General features: G+C 63.5%; 26 protein-coding genes and 1 other RNA gene. 15 read left to right on the top strand and 12 right to left on the bottom strand.

Annotated elements, in window-relative coordinates:
• The first annotated feature begins 18 nt into the window (after positions 1–18).
• Entirely contained in the window at positions 19–783 is a 765-nt protein-coding gene (cobF, locus tag FJ428_RS17480) for a precorrin-6A synthase (deacetylating) (protein ID WP_140879866.1), read from the top strand.
• Positions 784–934: 151 nt separating this feature from the next.
• Here cobF and FJ428_RS17475 read toward each other — a convergent pair whose 3' ends face one another.
• The 6 genes from FJ428_RS17475 to FJ428_RS17450 all read right to left on the bottom strand — a co-directional run bounded on the left by FJ428_RS17475 (position 935) and on the right by FJ428_RS17450 (position 6,133).
• Entirely contained in the window at positions 935–1,276 is a 342-nt protein-coding gene (locus FJ428_RS17475) for a winged helix-turn-helix domain-containing protein (RefSeq protein ID WP_140495328.1), read from the bottom strand.
• Between the two features lie 92 nt (positions 1,277–1,368).
• Positions 1,369–2,481, bottom strand: a complete 1,113-nt coding sequence (gene modC / locus FJ428_RS17470) for a molybdenum ABC transporter ATP-binding protein (protein ID WP_140879865.1) — start codon at positions 2,479–2,481, stop codon at positions 1,369–1,371.
• Positions 2,478–3,182 carry a molybdate ABC transporter permease subunit gene (gene modB / locus FJ428_RS17465; protein WP_140879864.1) on the bottom strand — a complete coding sequence of 235 codons (705 nt, stop codon included), beginning with the start codon at positions 3,180–3,182 and terminating at the stop codon, positions 2,478–2,480. Before modB ends, modC begins: the two co-directional genes overlap by 4 nt.
• 15 nt (positions 3,183–3,197) lie before the next feature.
• Positions 3,198–3,992: a molybdate ABC transporter substrate-binding protein gene (gene modA, locus FJ428_RS17460; RefSeq protein ID WP_140516523.1), complete on the bottom strand. Its 795-nt coding sequence runs from the start codon at positions 3,990–3,992 to the stop codon at positions 3,198–3,200.
• Between the two features lie 731 nt (positions 3,993–4,723).
• Entirely contained in the window at positions 4,724–5,518 is a 795-nt protein-coding gene (locus FJ428_RS17455; protein ID WP_140516710.1) for a thymidylate synthase, read from the bottom strand.
• A 303-nt stretch (positions 5,519–5,821) separates the two neighbouring features.
• Entirely contained in the window at positions 5,822–6,133 is a 312-nt protein-coding gene (locus tag FJ428_RS17450) for a DUF2853 family protein (RefSeq protein ID WP_140495320.1), read from the bottom strand.
• A 167-nt stretch (positions 6,134–6,300) separates the two neighbouring features.
• Between FJ428_RS17450 and ssrA the strand changes: the two genes are divergently transcribed.
• Positions 6,301–6,661, top strand: a transfer-messenger RNA (tmRNA) gene (gene ssrA, locus FJ428_RS17445).
• A 117-nt stretch (positions 6,662–6,778) separates the two neighbouring features.
• Positions 6,779–7,330 (top strand): AAA family ATPase, encoded by a 552-nt coding sequence (locus FJ428_RS17440; RefSeq protein ID WP_140495318.1) that lies wholly within the window; start codon positions 6,779–6,781, stop codon positions 7,328–7,330.
• A 46-nt stretch (positions 7,331–7,376) separates the two neighbouring features.
• Here the strand turns inward: FJ428_RS17440 and FJ428_RS17435 are convergent, their stop codons facing one another.
• Positions 7,377–8,582, bottom strand: coding sequence for a multidrug effflux MFS transporter (locus tag FJ428_RS17435; RefSeq protein ID WP_140516527.1), 1,206 nt, complete (start codon positions 8,580–8,582; stop codon positions 7,377–7,379).
• 186 nt (positions 8,583–8,768) lie between these two features.
• On the opposite strand from FJ428_RS17435, the gene FJ428_RS17430 reads away from it, so the two are divergent.
• The 4 genes from FJ428_RS17430 to FJ428_RS17415 all read left to right on the top strand — a co-directional run bounded on the left by FJ428_RS17430 (position 8,769) and on the right by FJ428_RS17415 (position 10,581).
• Positions 8,769–9,458 carry a TetR/AcrR family transcriptional regulator gene (locus tag FJ428_RS17430; RefSeq protein ID WP_140879863.1) on the top strand — a complete coding sequence of 230 codons (690 nt, stop codon included), beginning with the start codon at positions 8,769–8,771 and terminating at the stop codon, positions 9,456–9,458.
• A gap of 144 nt (positions 9,459–9,602) precedes the next feature.
• Positions 9,603–10,136, top strand: a complete 534-nt coding sequence (locus FJ428_RS17425) for an SspB family protein (RefSeq protein ID WP_140495312.1) — start codon at positions 9,603–9,605, stop codon at positions 10,134–10,136.
• Between the two features lie 18 nt (positions 10,137–10,154).
• Positions 10,155–10,352 carry a DUF4169 family protein gene (locus FJ428_RS17420; protein WP_140675360.1) on the top strand — a complete coding sequence of 66 codons (198 nt, stop codon included), beginning with the start codon at positions 10,155–10,157 and terminating at the stop codon, positions 10,350–10,352.
• A gap of 7 nt (positions 10,353–10,359) precedes the next feature.
• A complete protein-coding gene (locus tag FJ428_RS17415; RefSeq protein WP_140516531.1) occupies positions 10,360–10,581 on the top strand; it encodes a ribbon-helix-helix domain-containing protein in 222 nt (73 codons plus the stop codon).
• A gap of 12 nt (positions 10,582–10,593) precedes the next feature.
• Here FJ428_RS17415 and FJ428_RS17410 read toward each other — a convergent pair whose 3' ends face one another.
• Positions 10,594–12,387, bottom strand: coding sequence for a chloride channel protein (locus FJ428_RS17410; RefSeq protein ID WP_140879862.1), 1,794 nt, complete (start codon positions 12,385–12,387; stop codon positions 10,594–10,596).
• Positions 12,388–12,535: 148 nt separating this feature from the next.
• Here FJ428_RS17410 and FJ428_RS17405 point away from each other — a divergent pair, with 148 nt between their 5' ends.
• The 4 genes from FJ428_RS17405 (at position 12,536) to FJ428_RS17390 (ending at position 14,760) form a co-directional block, all read left to right on the top strand.
• The gene (locus FJ428_RS17405) at positions 12,536–13,006 is read left to right on the top strand and encodes a MarR family winged helix-turn-helix transcriptional regulator (RefSeq protein WP_140516535.1); all 471 of its coding nucleotides are present in this window, start codon (positions 12,536–12,538) and stop codon (positions 13,004–13,006) included.
• 14 nt (positions 13,007–13,020) lie between these two features.
• Positions 13,021–13,266, top strand: coding sequence for a DUF982 domain-containing protein (locus FJ428_RS17400; protein ID WP_140495302.1), 246 nt, complete (start codon positions 13,021–13,023; stop codon positions 13,264–13,266).
• A gap of 267 nt (positions 13,267–13,533) precedes the next feature.
• The gene (locus tag FJ428_RS17395; protein ID WP_140495300.1) at positions 13,534–13,839 is read left to right on the top strand and encodes a hypothetical protein; all 306 of its coding nucleotides are present in this window, start codon (positions 13,534–13,536) and stop codon (positions 13,837–13,839) included.
• Between the two features lie 33 nt (positions 13,840–13,872).
• Positions 13,873–14,760, top strand: a complete 888-nt coding sequence (locus FJ428_RS17390) for a sigma-70 family RNA polymerase sigma factor (RefSeq protein WP_140879861.1) — start codon at positions 13,873–13,875, stop codon at positions 14,758–14,760.
• Positions 14,761–14,805: 45 nt separating this feature from the next.
• Here the strand turns inward: FJ428_RS17390 and FJ428_RS17385 are convergent, their stop codons facing one another.
• The gene (locus FJ428_RS17385) at positions 14,806–18,678 is read right to left on the bottom strand and encodes an AsmA family protein (RefSeq protein WP_140879860.1); all 3,873 of its coding nucleotides are present in this window, start codon (positions 18,676–18,678) and stop codon (positions 14,806–14,808) included.
• A gap of 224 nt (positions 18,679–18,902) precedes the next feature.
• Here FJ428_RS17385 and FJ428_RS17380 point away from each other — a divergent pair, with 224 nt between their 5' ends.
• Positions 18,903–19,886 (top strand): Dyp-type peroxidase, encoded by a 984-nt coding sequence (locus FJ428_RS17380; RefSeq protein ID WP_140516541.1) that lies wholly within the window; start codon positions 18,903–18,905, stop codon positions 19,884–19,886.
• A 112-nt stretch (positions 19,887–19,998) separates the two neighbouring features.
• Here the strand turns inward: FJ428_RS17380 and FJ428_RS17375 are convergent, their stop codons facing one another.
• Positions 19,999–20,520 carry a hypothetical protein gene (locus tag FJ428_RS17375; protein WP_140495292.1) on the bottom strand — a complete coding sequence of 174 codons (522 nt, stop codon included), beginning with the start codon at positions 20,518–20,520 and terminating at the stop codon, positions 19,999–20,001.
• Positions 20,521–20,619: 99 nt separating this feature from the next.
• A complete protein-coding gene (locus FJ428_RS17370; RefSeq protein WP_140879859.1) occupies positions 20,620–22,035 on the bottom strand; it encodes an FAD-linked oxidase C-terminal domain-containing protein in 1,416 nt (471 codons plus the stop codon).
• A 217-nt stretch (positions 22,036–22,252) separates the two neighbouring features.
• Here FJ428_RS17370 and FJ428_RS17365 point away from each other — a divergent pair, with 217 nt between their 5' ends.
• Both FJ428_RS17365 and FJ428_RS17360 read left to right on the top strand, forming a co-directional pair.
• Positions 22,253–22,738, top strand: coding sequence for a thioesterase family protein (locus FJ428_RS17365; RefSeq protein ID WP_140879858.1), 486 nt, complete (start codon positions 22,253–22,255; stop codon positions 22,736–22,738).
• A 147-nt stretch (positions 22,739–22,885) separates the two neighbouring features.
• Positions 22,886–23,083 carry a hypothetical protein gene (locus FJ428_RS17360; RefSeq protein WP_140495286.1) on the top strand — a complete coding sequence of 66 codons (198 nt, stop codon included), beginning with the start codon at positions 22,886–22,888 and terminating at the stop codon, positions 23,081–23,083.
• 51 nt (positions 23,084–23,134) lie between these two features.
• Here the strand turns inward: FJ428_RS17360 and FJ428_RS17355 are convergent, their stop codons facing one another.
• Positions 23,135–23,614, bottom strand: coding sequence for an Lrp/AsnC family transcriptional regulator (locus tag FJ428_RS17355; protein ID WP_140521186.1), 480 nt, complete (start codon positions 23,612–23,614; stop codon positions 23,135–23,137).
• Positions 23,615–23,703: 89 nt separating this feature from the next.
• Here FJ428_RS17355 and FJ428_RS17350 point away from each other — a divergent pair, with 89 nt between their 5' ends.
• Positions 23,704–24,603 carry a DMT family transporter gene (locus FJ428_RS17350; RefSeq protein ID WP_140879857.1) on the top strand — a complete coding sequence of 300 codons (900 nt, stop codon included), beginning with the start codon at positions 23,704–23,706 and terminating at the stop codon, positions 24,601–24,603.
• Positions 24,604–24,610: the final 7 nt, after the last annotated feature.

Here is a 24,610-nt window from a genome sequence, read left to right as displayed (position 1 = left end):
CGGGCAGGAGTTCGCTTCATGCGCAAGCTTCTCGTCATCGGCATCGGCGCCGGCAATCCCGACCATATGACCGTGCAGGCCATAGACGGCCTCAATCGGGCCGACGTGCTGTTCATCCCCGACAAGGGTGCGAAGAAGAACGATCTTGCCGAACTGCGCCGTCACGTCTGCGACCGCTTCGTCACCAACCCGAATTCACGCCGCGTGGAATTCGACGTGCCCGTGCGGGCCGAACCGGCGCCTTCCTATCGCTCGACGGTCGATGACTGGCACGAGGCAATCGCCGCCATCTATGAAGACCTGATCCGCGAAGAGATCGCCGAGGATGGTTGCGGCGCCTTCCTGATCTGGGGCGACCCCTCGCTCTACGACAGCGCGCTGCGCATCCTGGAGCGCGTACGCCTCAGGGGCAACGTCGCCTTCGAACTGGAGGTTATTCCCGGCATCACCGCCATCCAGGCGCTTGCAGCCAGCCATGCGACAGCGCTGAACCGCATCGGCGATTCCATCCTGATCACCACCGGCCGCCGGCTGACGGAAGAAGGCATGCCGCAAAATGCCGGCAGCGTCGTCGTCATGCTTGACGGCAAATGCGCCTTCAACACGCTCGCCGACCAGGATCTTTTCATCCAATGGGGCGCCTATCTCGGCACGCCGGACGAAATCGTCGTCTCCGGCCGCCTCCGCGACGTCGGCGCCGAAATCGAGAAAATCCGCGAGCAGGCCCGCAGGGAAAAGGGCTGGATCATGGATACGTACGTGCTGCGGAAGGTAGGGGAGTAGGGCAGTAAGGCAGTAAGTGAACGAGACATCAGGAGCCGGAACACAAGAAAGCACACGAAAAATTCGACGCGCCCGAGTTGGTCTGCCCTACTGCCCTACTGCCCTACTGCCCTACTGCCCTACTGCCCTACTGCCCTACTGCCCTACTGCCCTACCCCTCCTCAATCTCCGCCTGCAACGCCTCCATATGCGTCGCGGCGGCCGAAGCCGCCGCGCGTTCGATGGCGCGGAAACGGCTGACCACGGCCAGGCCCACCGCCGTCAATTGTGCGCCGCCGCCCTTGCGGCCGCCGGTCTGCGCGGCCACCAGCGGCTTGCCGAACACCCGGTTCATGTCCTCGACCAGGTCCCACGCATGCTTGTAGGACATCTCCATGCCGCGCGCGGCGGCCGAGATCGAACCGAAGGCGGCGATCTGCTCCAGCAATTCGATCTTGCCCGGCCCGATGCGCCCGTCGGGGTCGAGATTTATCCGCAAGCTCAGCGACGGCATTGTCTTCCTCCGCGATCACGCCCGCCATGTTAGAGCGTCCCTGGCCGCCTCGCTATTCCAAATCGATATAGCGCAGAGACCCGCTCGCCGTCTCAGCCGTCCGCCTCCGCGGGGAGCCCGCCCCCGGTGTTTGCCTGGTCGAAACTCACCGTCTTGATCACGGCGAAGACCTGTCCGCCGAGCCGCAGCTTCAGAACCTGCCGCGACTGTTCGGTGACCCGTGCCAGCACGGTCGCGCCGTTGCAGTCGATACCGATCTCGACCGTCGGCCCCTCGCCCGGTCTGATCGCGACGATCGTGCCGGCCAGGATGTTGAGCGCGCTGAGACCAGACGGCCGTTCGGTGGCGATCATGACGTCGCGCGCGCGGATGCGTATGCGCACCGGCGCGCCCACCGTCGCCGCCAGCTTGGGCACGCGTATCTCGCCGGCGTTCGAGCCAAGCACCGTCATGCCGAAAACCTCGTCATGCTGCAGTACGCTGGTGTCCAGCACCGCGCCGCCCTCGCCGCGCTCCTCCGCCGGCAGAAGGTCCAGCCTTTGCATGACAGCCGTGGTCGGGCCGCTGGCGGCAAGCTTGCCTCGCGCCAGCATCACCACGTCGCTCGCCAGCCGCGCCACCTCGGCGATCGAATGGCTGACATAGACGATCGGGATCTTGGTCTCGTCGCGCAGGCGCTCGACATAGGGCAGGATTTCGGCCTTGCGCGCCTCGTCGAGCGAGGCCAGCGGCTCGTCCATCAGCAACAGCCGGGGGCTGGCGAGCAGCGCCCGGCCGATCGCGACGCGCTGCCTCTCGCCGCCCGAGAGCTTTGCCGGCCGCCGCGCCAGCAGCGGCTCGATGCCGAGCAATTCGACGACGGCGTCGATCTCGGCATAACGCTCCGCCGCCGGCGTGAACCAGCGGCCGTAGCGCAAATTGCTCGCCACGCTCATATGCGGAAACAGACGCGCGTCCTGGAACACCATGCCGATCCGGCGCCTGTGCTTCGGCACGAAAATGCCCTTGGCGGTGTCGACCAGCACACGCCCATCGATCTCGATGCGTCCCTGATCGGGCCGGATCAACCCGGCAATCATATTGATCAGCGTCGTCTTGCCCGAGCCAGAGGGCCCGAACAGCGCCGTCAGCCGCCCGGCGCTCTCGAAGCGGATGTCGAGCGGGAAATCGCCGAGCCGATGGCGGATGTCGACAAGGACCGTCATTCGATGTCCATCCGCCGGCCGACGCGCCGCGCCAGCACTTCCGAGGCCACCAGGGCGGCCATCGAGATGACGATCGAGATCAGCGTCAGCCGAAGCGCGCCGGCATCGCCGCCCGGCACCTGGGTGAACGTGTAGATTGCCGACGGCAGCGTCTGCGTCTCGTTCGGGATGTTGGAGACGAAGGTGATCGTCGCTCCGAACTCGCCCATCGCCTTGGCGAAGGAGAGGATGGCACCGGCGATCAGCCCAGGCAAGATCAGCGGCAAGGTGATGGTGCCGAACACCCATGGCGGGCTGGCGCCGAGCGTTCCGGCCGCCGCCTCCATCTTGCGGTCGACGGCCTCGATCGACAATCGGATCGCCCGCACCATCAGCGGAAAACCCATGACGCCGCAGGCAAGAGCCGCACCCGTCCAGCGAAAGGAAAAAACGATGCCGAAATGCTCGGCCAGGAATGCGCCGGCCGGCCCGCGCTTGCCGAAGGTCAGAAGCAGGAGATAGCCGGTCACCACGGGCGGCAGGATCAGCGGCAGATGCACCAGCCCGTTGAGCAGCGTCTTGCCCCAGAAGCGGCCGCGCGCCAGGAGCAGCGCTATCGCTATGCCCGGCGGCAGGCTGGTGATCATCGCCACTGTCGCCACCTTGATGGACAGCCGGACCGCATTCCATTCGTCGGGAGTGAGGTCCAGCAGCCAGTTCATGCGCAGGTGGCTATCCTAGTTGACGGGCGCAAGGACCGTGAAACCCTGCTCCTTGAATAGATCCGATGCCTTTGCCGTCCGCAGGCACTTCAGGAAGGCAGGCGTGTCCTTGTCCTTCGAATCAGCCGTTTGGGCAACCGGATAGATGATCGGCGGATGTGAATCCTCGGGGAAAACACCAACCACCTTGACGCCCTTTTCGGCATGCGCGTCCGTGGCGTAGACGATGCCGAGAGCCGCTTCGCCCGTCGAGACCAGCTTGAGCGCCGCACGCACATTCTCGGCCTGCGCCACCTTGCCCTCGACCGAGGACCAGACGCCGAGCGATTCAAGCGCGGCCTTGCCGTATTTGCCAGCCGGCACAGCCTTGAGGTCGCCCATGGCGAGCTTGCCGTCGCCGACCAGTCTGGCCAGATCAAAACCCTTTTCGATCTTGGCTTCAACGCCCGAATCCTTCGGCGCCACCAGCACGATCTGGTTGCCGAGCAGCTTCACTTCGGTATCGGGCTTGGTCAGCTTCCTGTCGGAAAGATACTTCATCCAGTCGAGATCGGCCGAGATGAAGACGTCCGCCGGCGCGCCGCTTTCGATCTGCTTGGCGAGCGCCGAACTCGCCGCGTAGGAGATGGTCGCCGCTTCGCCGACATCTGCCGCGCAGGCCTTGTTGACCGCGTCGAGCGCGTCCTTGAGGCTGGCGGCCGCAAACACCACGACCTCGTCTTGCGCGCGCGCCGCCGGCACTGCTGCCGTCCACGCCGCCGCGAAGCCACCAATGGCGACCGCCGCCACTGCAAAACCGTTGCGCGTCATGAAGCTCTCCCTGAGTTGGCATCCGGCCTGCTCGAAGCCTGCCATCCGATATATCCGGATGAATATAACAAGGAAAGGTTTTTCGCCCAGCGTCGCCATTGAATGCGCGGCGTCATCGCGACCTGCGATAGACCAGCACGGATACAGCGAAAGGCAGACGAAGACGTCACAAGAAAATCGGCGCCCGTTGCCCTCGACGGAACCAAGGCTGAAATCTTCTAAAGCGCGTCGTTCCCCCAAAACTGCGGTCACCTTTGGGCGACATAGCTGTCGCCGCCGTGATCTATTGGGAGAGGCGAGACAATGTCTAAATGCAGATAAGTGTGTGTCGAAACGAGCCTTCCGGCGTCTTCACCATCCGCACTTTGCAGACATACCGCGTCTCGCTTGATATGGCGCTTGCGGGAAGGTCATTCCCCTCTGCGTCAGCGGGCTTGCAAGTCGCGCGGGGACAGTTTGGCAGCTTCGCAGCTGGATCGTCGCAGAACGGCTTCATGCTGTTGTTGATGCATTCACACCCGCACTCGGCAAATGCGTGGGCATTGAAAGCGAAGACAAAGACGAGCGCAAATACCGCTGCTGACAGTCGCATGGACGCCTCCCCGGAAATCTCCTGGCCTGAGGGTAAAGTCGACCGATCTTGTCGAAAAGATATCAAAACGACGTACCGGCGAGGCACCATCATCGCCACGGCCTCGAGACATCAGGTCGGCAACGACTGCGCTGGCGGTTCAGACCGCGATCGGCGCCTTGATCGTCGCGTCGGCGACATAGTTTTCCAGCCGGAAATCCTCGAAGCGGAAGGCGAAGAGATCCTTCACTTCAGGGTTGATCCACATGGTCGGCAGCGTTCTTGGCGTGCGCCGAAGTTGCTCGCGCGCCTGCTCGAAATGGTTCGAATAAAGATGCGCGTCGCCGAGCGTATGGACGAAATCACCGGGCTTCAGGCCGGTCACCTGCGCCACCATCAGCGTCAGCAGGGCGTAGGAGGCGATGTTGAACGGCACGCCGAGGAAGATGTCGCCGGAACGCTGGTAAAGCTGGCAGGAAAGCCGGCCTTCCGAGACGTAGAACTGGAACAGGCAATGGCATGGCGGCAACGCCATCGCCTCCACCTCGGCCGGATTCCAGGCCGAAACGATCAGCCGCCGCGATTGAGGATTGCGGCGTATCTCTTTCACAAGATTGTTTATCTGATCGATCGACCCGCCATGGCCGTCCGGCCAGGAACGCCACTGCTTGCCGTAGACGGGACCAAGGTCGCCATTCTCGTCAGCCCATTCGTCCCAGATGGAAACGCCATGGTCGGTCAGATATTTGATATTGGTTTCGCCGGCCAGGAACCACAAAAGCTCGTGAATGATCGATTTCAGGTGCAGCTTCTTGGTGGTGGTGGCGGGAAAGCCGCGCGCCAGATCGAAGCGCATCTGGTAGCCGAACACGGAGCGCGTGCCCGTGCCCGTGCGGTCGCCGCGGTCGGCGCCATGATCCAGCACGTGCTGCAGAAGGTCGAGATACTGGCGCATCGGTTCGGCTCGATTCGATTGTGCGAGCATTATAGCTGCTAGACAGGCGGCCGAACACATCAAAACGGCGCAGGCGACGCTTGCCTCATCACTGTTTCGGCGTCTGCGCCGACATCCAAGCAAACTGGCCGCAGCCTCGGTGTCCGTCTTGCAACGCCGTCAATTGGCGAAACCATCGGTGACAGCATTCCTCTCCCCGTCTCTATACGGGGAGAAGATGGCGGCAGCCAGATGAGGGGCAGCACAAGCCGTGCCCGTTACAAACCAGCGGCGCGCTTCAGCAGCCGCGCGAGCACGGAATTCTCAGAGCGAACCGAGCTTTCCCAGGTCCTTGGCAACGAGGTAGTAAAAAGTTACCCGATTCTTGGTGTTGTCTGCGGCCATCGCCTTGCAGGTCTTCTCGATCGCAGCATCTGCCTTAGCCGCATCGGCGACGCCGAGCTTCTTGCCGACCCAGTTTTCCCGGACGCGCTCGAGTTCTTTGGGATCGGTGCAGGACACCAGCGAGGAGTCGCGGTTCCTGAGCGCGATGCCCAGATGCTTGACGATCTTCTCGACAATTTCCGCACTCGCCGCGGCGTCGTATTTCTTCACGTCTGCAAGATAGTCGGCCATCAAAATTCCCCTCGTCGGCGCCACGGATCCGGTCGATGAGGGCTGTGGCGCGCTCCGCAACTCGTGCGCTCGGTCGGTAACTCCTCACCGCGGCAAAGCTTCGGTTGAGACCGTTCCCAAGTCAACCCTGCCGCGTCGCATTTTGACACAGGGACAAAGCACATTGCGGTCTTTCATTTCTGGCGATGGGCCCCTATATTCGCTTCGTCGGCTTGACCGACTATGGCGATAAACTGGCGATGAAATAAGCCGTTCGGACCCGGGGGCGGTACCCGGCGCCTCCACCAAAAACCGCTCTGGAAGACGGAGCGGCTTTTGCTGGGGGCGAAATAGGATCGACGAAGGTGTAAAGATCGTACTTTTGCCCGGCATTGTACCACCGTCATCGGGCTAAACTTATAGTTGCCAACGACAACTATGCGGAAGCACGTCTCGCTGCTTAATGCAGTGCGATAGCTTCAAATCAAGCCCTAGGGGTTCGCACTTCTAGGCGGGGTTCGGAGGTACCTGGCAACAGAAACCTCCACTTCTCCCCCTTTTTCATCTGCATCACGCGCAACGGCACGCTCGCGCCGGCCAGACTTCGTTCGGCCCATGGGAGACGACGCAGTGGAGCCGCGTGCCTCCTTCGTCATGGGTAAAAAAATGCAAAACAATTCCGACCGATTCTTCGTGCTGACCGGCGGTCCGGGCTCCGGCAAGACCGCACTGATCGAAGCCTTGCGCCGTGCAGGGTTCGCCACCTCGGTCGAGGCCGGACGCGGCATCATTCGCGACCAGTCCGCCATTGGCGGTCCCGCCTTGCCGTGGAGCGATCGCACGTTGTTCGTCGAATTGATGCTGTCCTGGGAGATGCGCTCCTACCAAGCTGCGATCGAACAGGAAGGACCGGTCTTCTTCGATCGTGGCGTGCCCGACACGCTGGGCTATCTCCGCCTCTGCGGCCTGGCGGTGCCCGATCACGTCGGCATCGCAGCGAAGCGTTGCCGCTACAACCCTCGTGTCTTCGTTGCCCCGCCCTGGCCCGAAATCTTCACGCAGGATGAAGAACGCAAGCAAACGCTCGACGAAGCCGAGCGTACCTGTCACGCGCTGGTCGGCGTCTATGCCGAACTCGGTTATGAACTGGTACGGCTGCCCCTGGCGCCTGTCGAGACACGGCTGCGCTTCATGCTGGACGAAACGGGATTGGCATGAAAAAGGCCGGGATCGGCCCGGCCTCTTTCAATTTATTGGCGATTGCCTACTCCGCCGGCGCTTCGACGGCCTCGCGCGAACGGCCGAGCGTGATCTTGGCCAGGGTGAAGGAGATCACCGCGCAGAGCGTGATGCCGGCGACCATCGGCAGCGGCGTGCCGTCGAAGAAGATGCCCGCGACACCCATGGCGAGCGCACCGATGGCGAAGTGCAGCGTGCCCATCAGCGCCGAAGCCGTGCCGGCGATCTCGCCATGCTCCTCCATGGCCAACACCGAGGTGGTCGGAATGACCAGGCCGAGGAAGCCATAGCCGACGAACAGCAGCGCCGCCATCACATCCAGCCGGTCCACGCCGGAAGCCATGACAGCGAACAGTGCCACCATCGTCGTGGCGTAGCCGGTCACCGCTACCCACACCACCCGCTTGAGCCCGAAACGCTCGGAAAGCAGGCCGGTGAGCTGCGACATGCCGATGAAGGCGACGGCATTGATCGAGAAGAACACGCTATAGACCGAAGGCGACAGGCCATAATGGTCGATCAGGATGAAGGACGAGCTCGACAGATAGACGAAGAAGCTCGCAATGCCGAAGCCCGCGATCGCCACCAGGCCGAGGAAATTGCGGTCCCCCATCAGGAAACGGTAGCCTGAAAGGGCGGTGCCAAAGGAAGAACCGGCGCGTTCTTCAGCCGGCCGCGTCTCCTTGAGCGAGGTCGCGAGCAGGATGGTTGCTAGCACCGCTGCGGCCGTAACGGTCCAGAACACGGCGCGCCAACCGAAACTCTCGATGATCTGGCTGCCGGTCAGCGGCGCCAGGATCGGCGATACCGAGAACACCAGCATCAGCAACGACATCAGCTTGGCGGCTTCGTTGCCAGTGTGCAGGTCGCGCACGATCGCGCGCGGAATGGCCATGCCGGCGCTGGCGCCAAGGCCCTGCAGGAAACGGAAGGCGATCAGCCATTCGATGGTCGGCGCCAATGCCGAACCGACGCCGCCGACCATGAACAGCGCAAGACCGCCATAGAGCGGCAGCTTGCGTCCGACCATATCGGAGATCGGCCCGACGACGATCTGGCCGAAGCCCATCGACAGGAAGAAGATCAAAAGGCTCATCTGCACGGCTGCGGTGCCGGCGTTGAGATCCGCGCCGATCGAGGGCAATGCGGGCAGATACATATCGATGGCGAAGGGCCCGATGGCGGACAACAGGCCGAGCACGACCGCGATGCGGAGGAATTTGGGACTCATGATGTTGGCTTCTTTCGAATCTGGTTGCCGCCGCAAGGCGACGTCTGACCCCAGGACGTCCGATCCCGTGGGATTCCGACTCTCCGAGAGCGAATTGTTCGCCTGTCCAGAGGTGAACCCCTTATAGCGTGTCCACAAATTTAGACAGTCTTGTCTAAATCGTCAATCACCTCTATATAGATTTTCATGAGACCGGGTGTTTCTCCTGACAGTTTCCCGCCACGCAGCCACGAGGCCAAGCGCATCTCGGTGGTCGACGCAGCCGCTTCCGTGTTCTGCCGCGAGGGCTTTGCCGGCGCCAATATCGACCTGATCGCCGCCGAGGCGGGTGTCTCGCGCCAGACCGTCTACAACCACCATGGCGACAAGGAAAAGCTCTTCATCGCCGTAGTCCGCGATCTCACCGAGCGCTGCAATGCCGGCATCTTCGCCACCATCGCCACGTTCCCGGACCAGCCGAGGAATCTGGAAGCGGATCTGATCGGCTTTGCCGTGCGCCTGAACCAGAACTGCATCTGCAACCGCGACGGAAAATTCCTGCGCAAGCTGATCCAGACCGAAGGCGAGCGCTACCCCGAACTGTTCGCCGAATGGCGCGAACAGGGCCCGGGGCGGACCTGGCCGGCAATCGCCGCCCGCTTCGCCCGCCTTGCCTATGGCGGTTACCTCGCGATCGACGACCCCGACGTCGCGGCGCGGCAGTTCCTCGGCCTCGTCAATGCTGAATTGCAGACGACCTTCATGCTCGGCGGCACCCCGGCCGAGGACGAGGTCGTGCAATCGGCGACAAATGGCGTGCGCACCTTCCTGCGCGCTTTCGGCAAGCGCCCCTCCCCGACCGGCGTCAAGAAACACGCCGCGCTTGCCAACGCGTGACATTTGCGGTGACGCAAGCCGGCTTCCGCGATCAAATCTCGGCAATCGTCCTCGCTTCCTCGCGGCGGCGGTCTATATGCGGTTTACGCCGCGCTCAAGCTTGATTACAGCTATGCGGACGATTCAACGGAACCCGACCGCCACATGGCCGACGACCACATCCGCTATGACATTCTGGCCCAGGAGGCGTTGCGCGGCGTCATGCGCAAGGTCCTGGCCGAGGTCGCGCGCACCGGCCTCCCCGGCAACCATCATTTCTTCATCACCTTCCTGACCGGCGCGCCGGGCGTGCGCGTGTCTTCGCGGCTGCGCGAGCGCTATCCGGAGCAGATGACCATCGTCATCCAGTTCCAGTATTGGGACCTGAAGGTCACCGAGACCGGTTTCGAGGTCGGGCTCTCCTTCTCGGACGTGCCGGAAAAACTCGAAATCCCGTTCTCGGCGGTGCGCGGCTTCTACGATCCGTCGGTTAACTTCGAACTCGAATTCGACGTCAAGACCGAAGGCCAGTCAGATGACGAGCCAGCTTCCCAGCCGGCGTCCGAACCGCTCGCCATCGTCTCCGAGAAAAAGCCGAAGGCTGAGAAGAAGGCCGCCGAACCCGAGAAGAAGGCGGCCGATGCCGATGCCGCCAAGGGCGCCGAAGTCGTCTCGCTCGACGCCTTCCGCAAGAAATAAGCCTTCGGGTCGCGCGTCATGGCCGACATCGTCAATCTGCGCCAGGCTCGCAAGCAGAAGGCAAGGCTGGAGAAGGAACGCACGGCCAGCCAGAACCGCGCCCTGTACGGCCGCTCCGGGGCAGAGAAGGAACGCGACCGCCTGGTTGCCGAGAAGGCCGAGGCTTTCGTCGCAGGCCATCGGCGTCAACCGCCGCACGATCCGGACCCCAAATGAGCTTCAGGTGAGCCCGGTCGAAAAACGCTCGGTGACGATCCGTGGCCACCGCACCAGCTATTCGCTCGAAAAGCCGTTTTTTGACGACCTTGTCGCCATCGCCGTCGCGCGCAATCTGCCCCTTGCCGCGCTGGTCGCGGAAGTCGACGAAAACCGGCCGCGCGACACCAATCTGTCCTCGGCGCTCCGGATCCATGTACTGGCCTGGGCGAAGCGCGGCCGCGCCTGATGCCGGACGCCGTCAGGCAGCGCCCTCCTGTTTCCCGCGGCGGGTGCCGAACCCCAGCAGGGCCGTGCGATCGCGCTCTTCCGCCTGTTTCCTGGATCTGACGCGCATCAGGTCCTTCCAGCCGACGTAACCGACCAGCGTTCCATCGTCGCGTGCCACGACCGGCAGATGCGACACGTTGGCCATCAGGAGCTTGTCCGACAGGCCTTCCAGATATTCATCGGGATAGGCAAGCGTCACCTTGCTGCCGGCCAGTAATTCGCCGAGCGTCGTCGTCCGGTGCTTGCCGGCACGCCGCCAGCGCAGGATCGCCGGTGGATCGATGAGTCCGAGCACCTGCCTGTTGCCGTCAATGACCGGGAAGCTCGGATGACGCGTCTCCGGCGCGGTCAGGAATGCCGCTGCGCCATGCAGCGTCATCGTCGCCGGCACGCTCTGGACCTGCGTGGTCATCACTTCGTGCACCCTGGTCAGCGCGAACGGATCGACCCGGTATTCGCGCACCAGATGATGCCCTCGCCTGGCGATCTTCTCGGTCAGGATGGAACGTTTCATCAAAAGCACCGTCACCGCATGGGCGGCGGCGCAGGCCGCGATCAGCGGCACCAGCACATGCGTGTTGCCGGTCAATTCGACCGCGAAGAAGGTCGCCGTCAGCGGCGCGCGCATCGTGCCGCCCATGGTCGCCGCCATCGCCAGCAGCGCCCAGAAGCCGGGATCGGCCGCCGGCAGGAAGCCGGCGAGCACCGCGCCCATCGCGCCGCCCATGATCAGCAGTGGCGCCAGCACGCCGCCCGACGTTCCCGAGCCCAGCGCCACCGACCAGATGACCGCTTTCACCACCAACAACAGGAGTGCTGCCGTCGCAATCGTGCGGCCGTCCAGCATGTTGGATATGTTGTCGTAGCCGACGCCGAGCGCCTGCGGCTCGATCAGGCCGCCAATGCCGACGACGAGGCCGCCGAGCATCGGCCACCACATCCAGTGGATCGGCAGTTTCTGGAAACCGTCCTCGCAGGCATAGACCATCTGCGTCAGCAAGGCAGACAGGAGGCCGGCCGCAATACCGATCAGGACCCAACCGCCAAGACCGGCAAAGGAAATCGCCATGCCGCCCTGAAACGGAAAGATCGGTCCCGGCATGTGCAGCATGGTGCGCTCGACCTCCGCCACGATGGCAGCCACCGCCACCGGAATGAAGCTGCGCGGCGTCCATTCGAACAGAAGCAGCTCCACCGCCAGCATGATGGCGGCGATCGGCGTTCCGAACACGGTGGTCATGCCCGCGGCGGCGCCCGCCACCAGCAGCGTCTTGCGCTCATTGTCGCTGACCGGCAGCATCTGCGCGATCAGCGAGCCGATGGCGCCGCCGGTCATGATAATTGGGCCCTCGGCGCCGAACGGTCCACCGGAGCCGATCGAGATCGCCGACGACAGCGGCTTCAGCACTGCGACCTTGGCGTCCAGCCGCGAGCGCCCGAGCAGGATCGCTTCGATCGCTTCTGGAATGCCGTGGCCACGGATTTTCTCGCTGCCGTAGCGCGCCATCAGGCCGATAATGAGTGCGCCGATCACCGGCACGGCGACGGCGGCATAGCCAAGCGGCGTGTCCTCCAGCCTCAGATCGGCGAGCGTGAATTGACCGAAATAGGCGACGTTGGTGGCGAGCCGGATCAATTTCAGCAGGATGATGCCGGCAAACAGCGCGGCCGTCGCCACCACCACCGCGATGCCAGCGATCAGCAACACCCTGGCGTCGGTGGTGAAATCGCGCAGATGTCCGGGACTGCCCTGTTCGGTCTTCATTGCCTGCCTGCTTTCCGTGGCGTGTCGCTGTTGGAGGATCGGCAAACCGTCAAAACGGCTTTGCCGGCGGCTATGTATCGTAATACGATATAAATATTCAAGCGGACCTGGCCCGAAATCGTTTGAGCTTTGGCTGGAATGACAACACATGTCTGATATGTCGCATCCGCAAAAACCCCGCCCCGCCATCAGCCAGGCCGACTACCAGCGGCTGTCGGAGTTCCGCTATCTGATCCGCCGCTTCCTGGAATTCAGCCAGCTACAGGCCGAAGACGCCGGTCTGACATCGCGCCAGCATCAGGCACTGCTCGCCATCAAGGGTTTTCCGGGCGGAGGCCCGGTAGCCATCGGCGACCTCGCCGAACGCTTGCGCATCCGTCATCATAGCGCCGTCGAACTGGTCAACCGCCTGTGCGAGGCCGGGCTGATCGTCAGGGATCAGGACAAGGACGACCAGCGCAAGGTGCTGCTGCAACTGACCGAGCGGGCCGATGCCTGCCTCGCCGACTTGTCGGCCGTGCATCTCGACGAGCTTTCGCGCATCGAACCCATGCTGAGGAGCGTGCTCGCCCGAAAGGACCGCGACACGCTCCAGAGACAAGTTTCGCAACCTAGCTGAATGGAGGCTATGCCATGTACAACATCTGGTTTTCCAAGGCAGTCCCGGTTTCCACAGGCGTTACTGGCGACGTTCGAAATCTGTCCAATGCCGAACAAGCTCTCGACCTTCTTACCAATCACTGGCGCGATGCGGGAAGCATCAAGCATAAGGCTGCGCTGCGGGCGTGCCGACAGGCCATGAACGGCGGCGTATCGGCCGATACCGCCAGGGATGCTTTTGTCGAAGCCGCGAGGGAAGCGCGCATTCTGGTCGAATAACTGCCGCGCATGTCCTGGGCGTTGTTGGCCCAACCACAGGCCCGACATACCGTCCTCGATCGACGGTGAGCGCACGATGAGATCGCGACAGCCGTCAGCAACGCGCCGTCGTCCATTCAACTTTTGCGAAGCCCGGCTACCATCGGGAAGATGGGACATAAGGGGCCGCATAAAAAAATTCCGGAAACCCCGAATCCTTTGGCTCCGCCGCTTCGTCTCGGACATGAGCGACCTGCAAGGTGCAGGGCCGGCAAAGGAACAGACAAGATGAAACACCATTTGATACGTTACAGGACCAAACCGGAGCTGGTCGACGAGAACGAGCGGCTGGTCAAGGCCGTGTTCCAGGAATTGCGGGATAAATCGCCCGAAGGGTTTCGCTACATGACATGGCGGTCCGGCGACGGTACCTTCTTCCATCTGGTCGAGGCGGCAACCGAGGAGCAGGCCGGCACCCTTCCGGGGCTAGCGGCATTCGCGACTTTTCAGAACGGCATCAGGGATCGCTGCATCGAGCCTCCGCATCGCGAGGCGATGACGGTAGTGGGCAGTTACCGGATGCTGGACCACTAGGCGCGGTCAAGCGATGTGGAGAACGGCGGGCGTATGAACATCCTCATTCCTGGCGGGCACCGCGCGCTCATCGAACGCCTGCTTGGGGACTTGCGCCCAAAGCTGCACCGCTATTGCGCGCGCATGACGGGTTCCGTCTTCGACGGCGAGGACGTGTTGCAGGAAGCGCTGGCCAAGGCGTTCGAGGCTTTGCCGAACGCCGGCCAGATCGCAAATCCGGAGGGCTGGCTGTTCCGCATCGCGCACAACACGGCACTCGACTTTCTGCGCCGGCGAGCCCGCGAAAAGGCCTTTTCCGATGAGGATCCGGACATGATCGTCGACCCGGCCAACGCCACCTTCGACCGTCAGGCCGCTGCCGCCGGCCTGCACACCTTCATGCGCCTGCCCGTCGCGCAGCGCAGCAGCGTCATCATGATGGACGTTCTGGGTTATTCGCTGCAAGAGATCAGCGCCGCGCTGGACACCAGCGTCCCGGCCGTCAAGGCGGCGCTGCATCGTGGCCGCGGCCGCTTGCGCCAGCTCGCCGCCGAGCCCGAGGATGGGCCGGTTCCCAGGTTGGGCGTCTCCGAACGCCTGTTGCTCGAAGCCTATATCGATCGCTTCAACGCCCGTGATTTCGACGCCGTGCGCGACATGCTCGCCGATGAAGTTCGCCTAGAGCTGGTGGCCAGGACGCGGTTTACCGGACCCAAGGAAGTGGCCACCTATTTCCACAACTATTCCCGCCTCCGCGATTGGCGTTTCGTGCCGGGATTCGTCGAGGACAGGCCGGTGGTCCTCGTTCACGACGGCAACGATCCGGCTGCGCGACCAGCCTATTTCATCCTGCTTGTCTGGCAGGAGGGCAAGCTTGCCGCCATCCGCGATTTTCGTCACGCCCGCTACGTCGCCGACAGCGCCGAACTGCTCGTTATTTGAACGATCGAGGGAAATCCCCTGCCTACAGCCTACTGCCCTACTGCCCTACTGCAAAGACTTCAGCAAATTGTCGATCGTAGACGGATTGAACTGCGGTTTGGCCGGAGGCGGATTGTCATTGGCCACCGGCGGTGCCGCCGGTTCCGGGTTCGGCGTCTGCTCGGCGCCCTTGCGCTCTGCTTCCAGCCTTGCCTTCTCCTGCGAGGAGGTCCGCATCGCCTCCTCGGCCTTTGCCTTGGCATCCGCCTCGGCTTTGACTTTTGCCTCGGCATCCGCCTTGGCCCTGGCCTCTGCTTCGGCCTGCGCCTGAGCTTCCGCCTCGGCTTTCGCCTTGGCGTCGGCCTCGGCCTTCAGCCGCGCCGCCTCCTCCTGCTGTCGCAGCTCCTCGGCCGCCTTGTCGCGCTGGTCCTGCAACGCAGCGTAATAGCGCACCTCGCGCCGCAGCCGCTGCTTCTCCAGCAACGCGGCCTGCATCGCCTCGACCCGCTGCTGCTCCTTCTCGAGCGCGCGCTGGGTCAGGAACTGCGCCAGCGGTTCGCTGTCGAACTGCCGTTTGACGGCGCCGAACGGCCCCTCGACGCTGAAATTCATCGCCGGTTCGGAACCGACGAGCGCTTCGTCGCCGGGCCGGTAGGTGACCGCGCCCTTGGCGGAGACCGTATCGGCATTGAGGTCCGCCGTGATATCGGCGGACAAGGTCGCCGAAGGATTTTCGAGGCTGATCGGCGGCGCCCGTAGCGTGCCACCTGCAATGGTGAAGGCGATGTCGGTATCCTTTGCCGCGAAACTGCCATCTGCCGCGATAGCAGGGGCGAAGCCGGCTGTCTTGGCTGCATCGATATCGCGGCCGATCGCGTCGGCCTTGGCGAGGAAGGTGCTGAACGCATCCGGATTGACGCCGGCGACCGTGATGCCCTTCAGCGCCGCCGTGCCCGAACCCGACAGAGCGGCGATCATCGCGTCGACCGATTTGCCGCTTGTCGAAAACGCCGCCGAGACATCCCCCTTGCCGTCGATGCCGGCATCCGGCAGCACGGCTGGCAAATCGGCACCCGCGAGCTTCATCTGGCCGGTGAAAAGCCCAGTGCCGTCATTGTTTTTCAATTCGAACAGGCCTGTCAGCGCACCGCCAAGGAATTTCGCCTTGAGATCGGACACGCGGATGCCTTTCCGGTCGAGCTTCAGCGACAAGGCCGCGTCATAGGCGGTCGCGAATGGCCCTGCGGCAAGGGAAGCCGTGGTCAAGTCGAGATCGGCCGTGAATGGAAGGCTGGATTTCTGGCTGAACGGGGCCGACGGCCACACACCGCCTTTATTGTCTCCGCTCTTGTCCGTGAACGCGGAATCGCCGAACAGCGCCACCGCGATCGGGTCGAGATCGAGTTCGTCGAGCGCCAGCGAGCCGGCCAGATGCGGCGCGCCATCCTTGCCGTCAATCCCCTCCTTGATGTCGATATTCACGTCACCCGACACCGCAGCTTCGTTGATGGCGGCATTGAGGCCGGAGAGCACCAGTAGGCCGTTGCCGTAATCGGCCTGCGCGGTGAGCGACGTCGACGTGCCTGTCCCCATGCCTGGCAAACCTATGCCCGATGTCATCAGCCAGGGCTCGATGTCGGCCGCATCGAGGCTGACCTTGCCCTTCGCGACCGGACCTTGCGGCGTGTCGGCTACGGTGCCGTCGAAACCGGCGTTGAAGTCGTTGCCGGCAAGGCTGAAGCTCGTCGCCAGGCCGCCGCCCAGCGTGCCCTTGGCCTGGATGTCGGTGCTTGCCACGCCGAGCATGCCGAGCGGCAGTGCCGGCAAGCCGTAAAGTGCCAGCAGCGCTGTGGCGTCGGGGTTCCTGGCATTGAAGGTCAGCGCCACAGGCGCTTCAAGAAGCTTGTCGACCGCTCCCTTCCCAGACAGCGAGGCGGAAAAGGACGATCCGCCGGCCTTGCCTTGCCCGCTCACAGCAAGCCCCGTTGTGCCGTCGCCATTGTCGGCGGCACTCACCACAAGATCGACGCGTGAATCCTGGAACAGGTCGGGATAGGCTGCGGCGCGGCTAGCCAGTCCCTTGAGCACGGCGTTGTCGGCATAGTGCTGCGCCGCCACGTCTAGCAGCGGCTTCAGGTCGACGGCGACCACGGAGGCGTCAAGCTTGCCGGTCGGGCTCGCCGGAAAATCCTTGATCCGGCCTGTGGCGCTGATCGACGCGCCGGCCAGCCCGCCCACCGACAGTCGGTCGATCTCAAGCAGCCCGTCGCGCAGCCTGAGCGCGGTGTCGACCGTGTCGGCGGACAAGCCTCCGGCACTGACCGGTCCCGCCTTGATCTGGAAATCGAGGTCGCGGTCGGCAAATCGGTTGGCGCCCTTGTCACTGATGAAGATCGAAGCGAAGGCCGCCAGCCCGTCGACATCGAGATCGCCGCCTTCCAGCCGCATCAGCACCGAGGGCCTGGCGTCGTCGGGCTGGCTGGAATCGATGCGGCCGGAAAACATCGCCTTGCCCAGGACCAGTTCGAGATCGCTGAAGGCCTGGCGCTTTTCGGAGAGATCGACTTTAGCCCGGAAGCCGGCGGCGGGCAGACGCCGGATCGCCTCGTCGACGTCCTTGGACAACCAGGCAGCGAAGCCGGAAGGCTGCGCCACGGCCAGCAGCAGCGAACCGGTGAAGCCGAAATGGTTCTCGACGCTGAGCAGGCCGTCGGCCTCCAGCGTGGCGCGGCCGGGCAGTGTCGCGGCGAGCGATTTCACCGACCAGCCGCCATCGACCGGCTCGGCGGAAAGATGAACGTCGCGAACCGTGGTGTCACCGGCCACCACGGCCGGCAACCTGACCTCGACCGTTCCGGGAATGGTCGGCTTAGGCAGGTCGAGCAAGGCCTGTTCCAGTCCGGCAATGCGCTGATCCAGTGTCAGGCCGGCGCCTGCCGCCGCACCCACGGCCTCGTCGAACTGCACCTGCGCGCCATTGGCCTCGATGGCGAAGCTCGGCTTCTGGCCGAGATCGATCGAGGCCTTGCCGTCGGCGGTATAGGGATTGTCGAGGGGTCCGGTCTCGAAGCGGAATTCATCGATGCCGAGCTTCTGGTGATCGAGCGCGAACTTGCCGTTAACCCGAAAGCCGGGATCGGACTTGCCGGTGCCGACCTTCACCGTCTCGCCATCGGTGCCCCGCAACTGGGCTGAGTTCTTATCGGCGCCGGAAATCTTGAACTGTCCGGAGTAGATGGCGGCGCCGTTGACGATGCCGGCATTGCCGTCGGTTTCGATGACCAGCGGATAGGCGTCGGGATCGGCCTTGAGCCGAAACCGCATCTGGCCGTTGGCTTCGGCCTTGCCGGTCGTGGCGGCAACCGTCGTGCGCAGGCCGTCGAACCTCAACGTGCCATCCATGCGCCACGGGCCCGCCAGCGATTTGGCCGAAATGGTCGAATTGATCTCGGACATGGTGTGGCTGCGTCCGCCGGCGGCATGACGCAACTCGATCTGCCCTTCCGTCACCGTCAGCTTCTCGATCGAGATCTGGTTGAGGTTGAAGGGCGAGGACGGCCGCATCGCCCAGTCGACGGTACCATTGGCGGCGATGTCGATCGTCGCTTTCGGCCGCACCAGCCGCATGTCGAAAATCAGCACCTCGCCACGCAGGAACGGCGCCAGTTCCGCATCCATCGAAAACGTCTCGACGGTCATCGCCGGCTGGCCGGCGGGGCCGCCGGCAACGGCGACATTGGAGAAGGTTACCGACGGAAACGGCAACAAGCGCGCCGTGGCGTCGCCCTGCACGGTCACCTTGCGGCCGAGAATGGCGCTCGCTTCGCGCTCGAACTGCGCCCGATAGCCGGACCAGTCGACAAAATACGGCCCCACCAGCGCCGCGCACAGCACCAGCACGAACAGGCCACCAAAGATCACGAACAGGCGTGCGAGCATCAGTTCCGAACGGTTTGGTTGAAATCAGCCGCACTCTACCTGCATCCGCGTGTCGATAAAGAGGCAATTCGATCGTCGTCGGCGACAACCATGGACGGCGTTCGATGTTGCGCGGTCGCTCTTGATCGCGATACCTTGCTTTGGGCGTCCTCGCCCTGTTCCGGTCGCGGCGTTTTCCGATCCGGGATCGTCTGAAACAATCCTGGAAAAGCGGAGAATTGGGGATGTCGGGGAAGAACTGGGACCGTGTGCCGATCGATGCGCAGAGCGTCGATGCGCCGCTTTCGCAATCAGCGATTTTCCTTGTCGTCACCATAGCCGATGAACAGGCGGTTCTCGGAAAGGTTTGTTCCGTACTCGGCGACCTTGACGACCTGGTCAAGACTGTCGGGTTCCGCGACCTCGGCGGCCGCCTGTCCTGCATCGCCGGCATCGGCCACGATCTATGGAACCGGCTCAACCCCGGCCGGCGGCCGGCGGAGTTGAAGCGGTTCGCGCCGATCAAGGGTGCGGTTCACGCCGCGCCCACGACGCCGGGCGACCTTCTCTTCCATATCCGCTCCGAGCGGCCCGACATGTGCTTCGAGTTCGAGCGTATCCTGCTGGACAGGCTTGGTCCCGGCGTGACCGTCGTCGACGAAGTCTCGGGCTTCCGTTATTTCGATGCCCGCGACCTGCTCGGTTTCGTCGACGGCACAGCCAACCCCACCGGCCTCGATCTGCCCGCCTCGGCGCTCGTTGGCGACGAAGATCCCGATTTTGCCGGCGGCAGCTATGTCGTCGTTCAAAAATACCTGCACGATCTCCAGGCGTGGGCGCGAATCCCCACGCCCGTGCAGGAGGCGATCATCGGCCGAACCAAGATCGACAACATCGAAATCGATGATGACGAAGCGCCGCGCAAATCGCACAAGTCGCTCGCCACCATCGAGGATGCCGACGGCACCGAACATGACATATTGCGCGACAACATGCCGTTCGGCCGGCCGGGGCAACGGGAATTCGGCACCTACTTCATCGGCTATTCGAGATATCTCTGGGTGATCGAGAAGATGCTGCAGCGCATGTATGTCGGCGATCCGCCCGGCGCCTACGACCGGCTGCTTGATTTCTCCACCCCTCACACCGGCACGACATTCTTCGCACCGACACGGCCGATGCTGCAGGTGCTTGCCGAAGCAGCGCCAGAGAAGTTGGCCACTCGGTAAACGACGCACACAGCAAAGCGGCCTACCGACCACGTGCCGGCGGAGAAGCGTTTGTCGTGCTTCGGCGTGCTGCGGAGATCAGCACGCGATCATCGGCGTCATCAGTGCGAATTCAACGCGCGTCGCGCTTTGCCTGCGCCACCTTGGCCGCTTTGCGTTGTCGGCCGAGCTCGGCCGGCCGAACCAGATTCGGCGTCCTCTGGTTTGCCACCGCTCGCATGCCCTTGTGCGCAGTGCGCGCGTTGAACGCTGGACCATCCGTCGGCGCTTTCTGCTTCAGGGCCAGCGCCTTGCGCGCGCTGTCGACCAATGAGACGCGCGCCGTCAACTGGCGGCGCCGTTCGGCCTCGCCATTCAACCGCCGCATGGCCGTCGCCAGCATCGCAAGCTTCAACTGAGAGCCGCCATCGGCCTTTGAAGCGACAGCCCCTTTCGGTGTGCCCTTGCCCCGGATTTCGCGCCGGCGTCGATGCGCCTCGGTCTGCGCCTTGTCGCGCCGCTCCCGAAGGCGTTTGACGAGGCCGGACAGATCGGCGTCAGAAAGGTCCTGGACCGCCGGATGGTGCGATTTCTCCACCAGTTCGTGTTCGTCGGCACTCAGCGCGCGCGCTTCTTCCTTGCGTGAAATCGCCATGACACCACTCCTCCGCTTGGGTTGCCCGTCTTCTGGGCCTTCAGCACACGGAGTCTCGGCCCGATTGGGGGTGGGGTCAAGACGAGCCCATGACGGCGTCTACTCGGCAGCCGGCAGTATCTTGCCCGGGTTCATGATATCGAGCGGATCGAGCGCCTGCTTGATCGTGCGCATGATGTCGACGCCGTGGCCGAGCTCATAGCGCAGGAAGCCGATCTTGCCCTGGCCGATGCCGTGCTCGCCCGTGCAGGTGCCCTCCATGGCGATGGCCCGCATGTTGAGCCGCGCCACGAATTTCTCCGACAGCGCGATTTCCTTTGGGTCGTTCACGTCCATCAGCACCAGGACGTGGAAATTGCCGTCGCCGGCATGGCCGACGATCGGCGCGACAAGCCCCATTTCGGCGATGTCGGCCTCGGTTTCGGTGACGCATTCGGCAAAACGCGAGATTGGAACGCAGACGTCGGTCGACAGGCCCTTGGCGCCTGGCCGCAGCGTCAGCGACGACCAATAGGCGTCATGTCTGGCCTTCCAAAGTTTGGTGCGCTCCTCGGCGACACTGGTCCACAGGAACGGTCCGCCGCCATTCTCCTCGGCGATCATGCCGAAGGTCTCGGCCTGCTCGGCAACGCCGGCATCGCTGCCATGGAATTCGACGAACAGGCACGGGCTTTCGGGATAGTCGAGCTTGGAATAAGCCTTCATCGCCCGCATCTGCAGCGCGTTGACCAGTTCGATGCGCGCCACCGGAATGCCCATCTGGATCGTCGCGATGACGGCGTTGCAGGCCGCTTCGACGCTCGGAAACGGGCAGACACCACCGGAAATCGCCTGCGGAATCCCTTGCAGCCTCAAGGTCAGCGAGGTGATGATGCCGAGCGTGCCTTCCGAGCCGACCAGCAGCCGTGTCAGGTCGTAGCCGGCCGAGCTCTTTTTTGCCCGCTTGCCGGTGGTCACCGCCTCGCCATCGGCCATGACGGCCGTCAGCGATAGCACGTTCTCGCGCATCGTGCCGTAGCGCACCGCGTTGGTGCCTGAGGCCCGTGTCGCCGCCATGCCGCCCAGCGAGGCATTGGCGCCGGGATCGATTGGAAAAAACAGGCCGGTGTCGCGCAGATGCCGGTTGAGATCCTCGCGAGTCACCCCGGGCTCGACCGTGCAGTCGAGATCCTGCGGATTGACCGATAGGATCCGGTTCATCCGGGAAGTGTCGACCGAGATGCCGCCGCCCGGCGCGTTGGTGTGGCCTTCGAGCGAGGAGCCGACGCCGAAGGCGATCACCGGCACGCGGTGCGCGGCGCAGGCGCGCACGATCTCCTGTACCTCGGCGGTCGTTTCCGGGAAGACGACGCCGTCCGGTGCCTGCGTCGGGATGTAGGTTGTCGTATGCGCATGCTGGGAGCGAACTGCCTGGCCGGTCTGAAAGCGCTCGCCAAACCGCTGCTTGAGGATGCCGAGCACGGCGGCGATGCCTTCTTCGTTGCGCTCGACCGGATTGAGGTCGCTCAGGGCCATGAATTCCTCCGCGAATGGACCAATGTGTCCATGCTTGTCATGCATTTATGGATGATGCCTAACGCAATTCCAGGAAAAGTGTGAAGCGGTTTTCCCGGGAAAAGCGCCTAGCGCTTTCCCTGGGGAATTGTATCAAAGAGGCGGTCCGACGTTTCCGTGAAACGATGAACCGCTCTTACAACCACGCTCTGTCCAGCACCAGAACAAGGAAATTGCCATGCCGATCCCCGCCCCTTTTGTTTCTCAGCCAATGGCTATCGAGAAGGACTGGATCGATTATAACGGCCATCTCAACATGGCCTACTACAACGTCCTGTTCGACCGCTGTTCGGATGAAGCCTTTGAGGCGATGGGCATGGGGCTGGACTATGTCAAGAACCGCCGCCTCACCATCTACACCGCCGAAGTCCATGTCTGCTACGTGCAGGAACTGCATCTCGACCACAAGGTCACAGTTTCCTTCCAACTCATCGACCATGACGAGAAGCGGCTGCGGTTCTACCAGGAAATCCGCCATGCCGACGGCTGGCTCGCCGCCACGTCCGAGCAGCTTGCACTGCATGTCGACATGTCCGGGCCCAAGGTAGCCCCCTTCCCCGCCGACGTGCTGACCAAGATCGAAGCGATGCGCGCCGCTCACGCAGCCTTGCCGATGCCCGAACGCGCAGGCCGCTCGATCGGCATCAAACGCAAGACGGCTTGAACCCGCCCGGGGCCCGCGTTAACCTTACCGAGGTTTTAACGGGAACAAGCCGATTGGACCGTTGCGCGACTCAGCGGGCCGTTCGAAAACGATCCGCATCGAAGTAGCGACACGGGCGGCGGGGCATAGCCGATTCGGGGGACGTGCATGAAAACCGATATCAAAGTCGAGGTGGACAGGCTCGCCGCCGATCCGCGCATTACCGACTATGATTTCTGGCGCTCGCTGAAGAACGTCAACAACGAGATCTTCCACATCGCCAACAACAATGAGCCGATCCCCTTCGACATGATCCGCTGGCGCGTCATCCTTAAGCAGGCCCGCATGAAGCGCGGCCACGCCTGACGCTGCGGGTAGAGCGGCCACTTCCATTGACGACATTCCGGGCGTTTGACCTCAACCCTGCCGCCTGATCGCCGCCAGCGGCGAGCGCGCCGCCACCGGCGAAGACTGGATGATCGCCGTGTTGGTCATCGCGTAGGGAATGATACGGTCGATCACCCGTTCGAGTTCGGCCACCGAGCCGACATGCGCCAGCGCGATGAAACAGTCCTCGCCGGTTACCCGGTCGCATTGCGCGATCTCGGGTAGGTCGCGGATGATCTCGGCCACGACGGCGAGCTGCCCCGGCACCGGCCTGATGCGCAGCCATGCCGACAGGTTCAGGCCAAGCGCCGCCGGATTGATCCGCACGCAATAGGCTTCGATGACGCCGCTCTCCTGAAGCTGCTTGACACGCTCGGACACGCTCGGCGCCGACAGGCCGACGGCGCGCGCCAGCTCGGCCGTGCTGGCGCGCGCATCTTTTTCCAGCAGGCGCAGTATCTTCAGATCGACCGCGTCGAGGTCGAGATTTTCGTTTCGAAGGCGCTTCATCAAAAACTCCTTGCATCCGGAAAGCGACCGAGGTCCCTGAACGACCACGACCCATATCAGACGGAAAAAATACCTGCGATACTGATCCGATGAACGATCGGACGCAAGTCCAAACCACGCCCACAGGTGCGGCCTTTACCAGCCTGCCGACGTCGCTGCCGCCGCATGTCTGGTTCTGTGTCAGCGCCGTGTTCCACTATCTCGGCCCTGCCTTCGCCGTGCTTTTGTTTGCGCAGATCGGCGTGCTGGGCATGGCCTGGCTGCGCATCGCCACCGCCGCGTTGATCTTCGCGCCGCTGACGCGTCCGTGGCGAACCTTCGCCCAGGCCGATCGGTCGACACGGCTGCTGCTGCTCGCCTTCGGCGCCTGTCTGGCAGTGATGAACTGCTCCTTCTATCTGGCGCTCGACCGCCTGCCGATTTCGCTGGTGGCCGCGATCGAATTCGTCGGCACCATCGGCGTCGCGCTGGTCGGTCTCCGAAGCGCGCGCAATCTCGCTGCCCTTGCCGTCGCCGTGGCCGGCACCTTGCTGCTGATCGACGTCAAATGGTCCAGCGATCCCATCGGCCTGTTCTGGGCCTTCCTCAACGGCGCGCTGTTTGTGGGCTATATCGTGCTTGGCCACCGCGTCGCCGCTTCAGGCGCCGGCGGCGGCATTGCCGGGCTCGGCGCCGCCATGGCCGTGGCCTTCCTGGTCGTGCTGCCGATCGGCCTCACCGACGCGTTGCCCGCCTTTTTCTCCGCGCCGCTGCTGCTGGCGGCCATCGGCGTCGGCATCTGCTCCTCGGTCATCCCCTATATCTGCGACCAGCTCGCCATGGCGCGGCTGCCGCGGTCGAGCTTCGCGCTGATGCTGTCGCTGCTGCCAGTCACCGCGACGCTGATCGGCATTCTCGTGCTGCGCCAGATCCCCGGCATCAGCGACTGCATCGGTATTGCGCTGGTGGTGGCCGGCGTCGCCTTGCATAGGCCTGCGAGCACGCAGTAGATCCTCC

This window comes from Mesorhizobium sp. B2-8-1 (assembly GCF_006440955.1).
In the GTDB taxonomy this organism is placed as follows: Bacteria; Pseudomonadota; Alphaproteobacteria; order Rhizobiales; family Rhizobiaceae; genus Mesorhizobium.
The sequence above is the reverse complement of the archived record's forward strand: the minus strand, read 5'-3'. Positions and strand labels throughout refer to the sequence as shown.

Coding starts and splice junctions, on each gene's coding strand:
- cobF (WP_140879866.1), top strand. CDS start 19: ATGCGCAAGCTTCTCGTCATCGGCATCGGCGCCGGCAATCCCGACCAT.
- FJ428_RS17475 (WP_140495328.1), bottom strand. CDS start 1,276: ATGCCGTCGCTGAGCTTGCGGATAAATCTCGACCCCGACGGGCGCATC.
- modC (WP_140879865.1), bottom strand. CDS start 2,481: ATGACGGTCCTTGTCGACATCCGCCATCGGCTCGGCGATTTCCCGCTC.
- modB (WP_140879864.1), bottom strand. CDS start 3,182: ATGAACTGGCTGCTGGACCTCACTCCCGACGAATGGAATGCGGTCCGG.
- modA (WP_140516523.1), bottom strand. CDS start 3,992: ATGACGCGCAACGGTTTTGCAGTGGCGGCGGTCGCCATTGGTGGCTTC.
- FJ428_RS17455 (WP_140516710.1), bottom strand. CDS start 5,518: ATGCGCCAGTATCTCGACCTTCTGCAGCACGTGCTGGATCATGGCGCC.
- FJ428_RS17450 (WP_140495320.1), bottom strand. CDS start 6,133: ATGGCCGACTATCTTGCAGACGTGAAGAAATACGACGCCGCGGCGAGT.
- FJ428_RS17440 (WP_140495318.1), top strand. CDS start 6,779: ATGCAAAACAATTCCGACCGATTCTTCGTGCTGACCGGCGGTCCGGGC.
- FJ428_RS17435 (WP_140516527.1), bottom strand. CDS start 8,582: ATGAGTCCCAAATTCCTCCGCATCGCGGTCGTGCTCGGCCTGTTGTCC.
- FJ428_RS17430 (WP_140879863.1), top strand. CDS start 8,769: ATGAGACCGGGTGTTTCTCCTGACAGTTTCCCGCCACGCAGCCACGAG.
- FJ428_RS17425 (WP_140495312.1), top strand. CDS start 9,603: ATGGCCGACGACCACATCCGCTATGACATTCTGGCCCAGGAGGCGTTG.
- FJ428_RS17420 (WP_140675360.1), top strand. CDS start 10,155: ATGGCCGACATCGTCAATCTGCGCCAGGCTCGCAAGCAGAAGGCAAGG.
- FJ428_RS17410 (WP_140879862.1), bottom strand. CDS start 12,387: ATGAAGACCGAACAGGGCAGTCCCGGACATCTGCGCGATTTCACCACC.
- FJ428_RS17405 (WP_140516535.1), top strand. CDS start 12,536: ATGTCTGATATGTCGCATCCGCAAAAACCCCGCCCCGCCATCAGCCAG.
- FJ428_RS17400 (WP_140495302.1), top strand. CDS start 13,021: ATGTACAACATCTGGTTTTCCAAGGCAGTCCCGGTTTCCACAGGCGTT.
- FJ428_RS17395 (WP_140495300.1), top strand. CDS start 13,534: ATGAAACACCATTTGATACGTTACAGGACCAAACCGGAGCTGGTCGAC.
- FJ428_RS17390 (WP_140879861.1), top strand. CDS start 13,873: ATGAACATCCTCATTCCTGGCGGGCACCGCGCGCTCATCGAACGCCTG.
- FJ428_RS17385 (WP_140879860.1), bottom strand. CDS start 18,678: ATGCTCGCACGCCTGTTCGTGATCTTTGGTGGCCTGTTCGTGCTGGTG.
- FJ428_RS17380 (WP_140516541.1), top strand. CDS start 18,903: ATGTCGGGGAAGAACTGGGACCGTGTGCCGATCGATGCGCAGAGCGTC.
- FJ428_RS17375 (WP_140495292.1), bottom strand. CDS start 20,520: ATGGCGATTTCACGCAAGGAAGAAGCGCGCGCGCTGAGTGCCGACGAA.
- FJ428_RS17370 (WP_140879859.1), bottom strand. CDS start 22,035: ATGGCCCTGAGCGACCTCAATCCGGTCGAGCGCAACGAAGAAGGCATC.
- FJ428_RS17365 (WP_140879858.1), top strand. CDS start 22,253: ATGCCGATCCCCGCCCCTTTTGTTTCTCAGCCAATGGCTATCGAGAAG.
- FJ428_RS17360 (WP_140495286.1), top strand. CDS start 22,886: ATGAAAACCGATATCAAAGTCGAGGTGGACAGGCTCGCCGCCGATCCG.
- FJ428_RS17355 (WP_140521186.1), bottom strand. CDS start 23,614: ATGAAGCGCCTTCGAAACGAAAATCTCGACCTCGACGCGGTCGATCTG.
- FJ428_RS17350 (WP_140879857.1), top strand. CDS start 23,704: ATGAACGATCGGACGCAAGTCCAAACCACGCCCACAGGTGCGGCCTTT.